At 49.8% G+C, this 3,366-nt stretch carries 4 protein-coding genes; 2 read left to right on the forward strand and 2 right to left on the reverse strand.

Annotated features, from left to right (window positions below):
• Positions 1 to 116 precede the first annotated feature (116 nt).
• The gene (locus ABYP73_RS12430; RefSeq protein WP_372974544.1) at positions 117 to 470 is read left to right on the forward strand and encodes a 4Fe-4S dicluster domain-containing protein; all 354 of its coding nucleotides are present in this window, start codon (positions 117 to 119) and stop codon (positions 468 to 470) included.
• Here ABYP73_RS12430 and ABYP73_RS12435 read toward each other — a convergent pair.
• Entirely contained in the window at positions 467 to 1,945 is a 1,479-nt protein-coding gene (locus ABYP73_RS12435; protein WP_372974545.1) for a carboxypeptidase-like regulatory domain-containing protein, read from the reverse strand. The two genes, ABYP73_RS12430 and ABYP73_RS12435, sit on opposite strands and share 4 nt — an antisense overlap.
• A gap of 79 nt (positions 1,946 to 2,024) precedes the next feature.
• The gene (gene speB, locus ABYP73_RS12440) at positions 2,025 to 2,816 is read right to left on the reverse strand and encodes an agmatinase (protein WP_372946527.1); all 792 of its coding nucleotides are present in this window, start codon (positions 2,814 to 2,816) and stop codon (positions 2,025 to 2,027) included.
• Between the two features lie 80 nt (positions 2,817 to 2,896).
• Here speB and ABYP73_RS12445 point away from each other — a divergent pair.
• Positions 2,897 to 3,366: GTPase (locus ABYP73_RS12445; RefSeq protein WP_372974546.1), on the forward strand; the 470-nt coding region annotated here is incomplete at its 3' end.

Raw genomic sequence — 3,366 nt, forward strand, 5'->3', positions numbered from 1 at the left:
ATATTTGTAGAAAATAAGAACGCCTTTTACCTTTGCCGCAAAAATAGGGTAAATGTGAAATTCAGGGCCGTGCCCAATCGTATTTTTACAATTTCTGCTAAAAGAAAAAGAGAGTTATGGCAATAATCATTACAGACGAATGCATCAACTGCGGTGCCTGCGAACCGGAATGCCCCAATACTGCGATTTACGAAGGTGCAGATGAATGGCGCTACAGTGACGGAACCTCCCTGAAAGGGGATGTGGTCCTTCCCGATGGGCGTAAAGTAAATGCTGAGGAGGTGCAGGAGCCTATCAGTGATGAGTTCTACTATATCGCTCCGGACAAGTGTACGGAATGCATGGGCTTCCACGAAGAACCCCAGTGTGCCGCCGTATGCCCGGTAGATTGCTGTGTCCCGGATGAGGACCGCGTCGAGAGCGAGGAGGTCCTGCTGTCCAAACAGCGATTTATGCACCCGGACGATTAATCGCCTGCCTTAAAGTTTTTCATTTCCTCAAGGGGCTGGATGATCTGCCTGTCCTGCCAGATCGAGGATTCAAATTGTTTCAGTTCGGTGTAGGGAACCTTTTCTGCCTCAATCAGACCTGCGAATTCTGACGGATCCAGACCTCCTGCCGACAGGATCAACAGCTCCTGCTTTTCCCGTCCCTCTCCTTCCAGGCTGAAGTCGAACAGCACCTTGTCTTTCCTCGGACTGTTCTCTATGAATTTCAGAGGCCGATGAAGGTAAATGTAATGGCCTTCCTCCTTCGTTATATAATAAGGCTGGTAGATCCCATTGTTACTTGTTTTGTAGATCACTGTGCCCTTATGGGTCTTTTCGACATATTTGATGCCAAGCAGGAGTTTCATGTTGAATTTTCTCCCTCTTTTGCCTTCCCCGAAGGCATAATCTGCCTTCAGCACAGCGTAATCCCGGGTAGAAATATACAGGGTGCCTGCAAACCTGGAACTTCCCCTTCCGGGGTAGAAGGAGACCACATAGATAGGGTGCCCCTGAAAATAAGAAATGCCGTCGAGGGAATATTTGTAGCTATCGGGATCGAGCAGTTTTACGAGGAAGGAGTTCTCGTGCCATTGAGACCGTTTCAGGGTACTCATTATCGACGACCGGATCTCCCCCCTGGAATACTCCGTTTTCCTTTCTTGTTTGAATTCATCCTTATCCAGTGCCAGGGAGTCCTCGATCTTAAACAAACCGGTCTTTAACTTATACGTCTTACTGGTGTCAAGATACTGCAGGATGATGCCCTGGGCCTGCTTTTGCACCCCGTCCATGGAAAATTCCTTGCGGCTGTCCAGGAGCCTGGTAGCCCGGTCTATGGAAATCTTGCTCGAATCCCGCTCCTTTAAAAGGACTATTCCGCTGTAATCACGGAATTCCATAAGCTTGCTCTCCATCACCGATCTCGCCAGGGAATCTAGTTTTTTACTGGCCCGGGTCACCTGTTGTTTCGGGATGCGTGTTGCCTTATCAATATCAATATTCAGATCGTCAAAATGCATATAGGAGGTCCCGCGGTAGAACACTTCATACTTCTGATCCGTACTGGAATAATTTTGCGAATAGGCCCTTCTCACTTCCCTGATGATCTCTTCGGCCGTGGGTTGCCGATCCCTCAGCAGGACTTCGTCCAGTTCTATGGCCGAGGGCTCGAGGTAAATCACGATTTCCTCAGCTGTAACCGGGGCAGGGATTCGCTTTTGGGCATAGCCCATGGAGGAGATCAGCAGGCTGTCACCGGCATGGCCTGCCAGGAGCAGGGAAAATCCGCCTTCTTCATTGGCGATGGTCCCGTAGGCAGGTCCCATTTGTACAGTGGCATAGGGGATGGCCTCTTTGGTGTCAAGGTTTCTGACATATCCCTTTAAGGTCTGTGCTTGCAGGCTCAGGCCCGTGAACAGGAGGGTTATTACCGCAAAGGTGTTTTTTATGGTCAACAGGAGCTCGATTTAAATAATGAGACGATCAAGAGGTTGATTTGTTACTGTGAATGGCTCTCTGAGCTAAACTTGCCTGTCAACTCCTGTTTGAGATCATGGCAGAGAGGATCTCCCGGAATATCTTGGCGCAGACCATGGCGGTCCTCTTGTTCGAATCCCGGTCCGGATTGTATTCCACGATATCGGCCCCCAGGATGGGGACTTGCACCGCCTGAATGATATGCAGCAGGTCCCTGGTTGACAGACCTCCCGGTTCCTGGTGGGAGACACCGGGAGCGAAGGCCGGATCCAGGGCATCGATATCTACCGATAGATAGACAGGGGAAGTAAAAAGGGGGAGGCGGTGAAGGTCGAAGTCTTTCATCTCCGTGATCTCCACTCCATATTTTGCAGCCTGTTCCCGCTGGTGGGTGTTCAGGGTCCGTATGCCTATTTGAACCAACCTGCTGGCCAGCTCGTCTTCCATAATCCTGGCAAATGGGCAGGCATGGGAGTGGGGATCTCCGTCAAAACTGTCGTACAAATCGCCATGTGCGTCGATATGGAGTATCTCGACCTGTCCGTAAACGGAATGTATGGCTTTCAATACAGGGTAGGTCACGGAATGGTCACCTCCCAGACTGATGATCTGTTGTTTACCCTCCAGGTTGGAGGCTGTGATGCGTTCGATCTCAAAATAATCGGTTGGTTTAAAATCCCCTTTGTCCTCAAAAACCGAAGGATCCGCTTCCAATCCGTTCTCCGCAAAATAGTTGGCTGATGAACTGTGATAGGCAGCCCGTATCTGAGGAGGTGCCTTGGCAGTTCCTCTCAGGAAAGAGGATTTTTCGTCATAGAGTATCCCCTGCAGGGCAATTTTCTTATCCATAGGTTGAATACCTGTGATTTTAGGATCTTAAATATACAGGTAAAAACTATATTTGCACCCCGTAAAACGCAATAGTCAGAATGAAAGCAGGTATCGTAGGACTGCCTAATGTCGGAAAATCGACCTTATTCAATTGCTTGTCCAATGCAAAGGCCCAGAGTGCAAACTTCCCCTTTTGTACTATCGAGCCCAATATCGGTGTGGTCAATGTACCGGATAAACGCCTGGAAAAACTGGAGGAACTCGTCCGGCCGCAGCGTGTCGTTCCTGCCACCGTCGACATTGTGGATATCGCCGGACTGGTCAAAGGAGCCAGCAAAGGGGAAGGGCTCGGAAACCAGTTTCTGGCCAATATCAGGGAAACCGACGCCATCCTGCACGTATTGCGCTGTTTTGACGATGATAACGTGGTTCACGTAGACGGATCCGTAGATCCGATCCGGGATAAGGAGACCATCGACATCGAACTCCAGTTAAAGGACCTCGAGAGCGTTGAAAAAAAACTGGACAAAGCCAGGAGAGCGGCAAAAACAGGGAATAAGGAGGCGAT

It is taken from the genome of Muriicola sp., assembly GCF_041567615.1.
Lineage (GTDB): Bacteria > Bacteroidota > Bacteroidia > Flavobacteriales > Flavobacteriaceae > Muriicola.

What these genes read in the sequence shown, in the direction of transcription:
- speB (WP_372946527.1), bottom strand. Translation starts at nt 2,816, where the DNA reads ATGGATAAGAAAATTGCCCTGCAGGGGATACTCTATGACGAAAAATCC.
- ABYP73_RS12430 (WP_372974544.1), top strand. Translation starts at nt 117, where the DNA reads ATGGCAATAATCATTACAGACGAATGCATCAACTGCGGTGCCTGCGAA.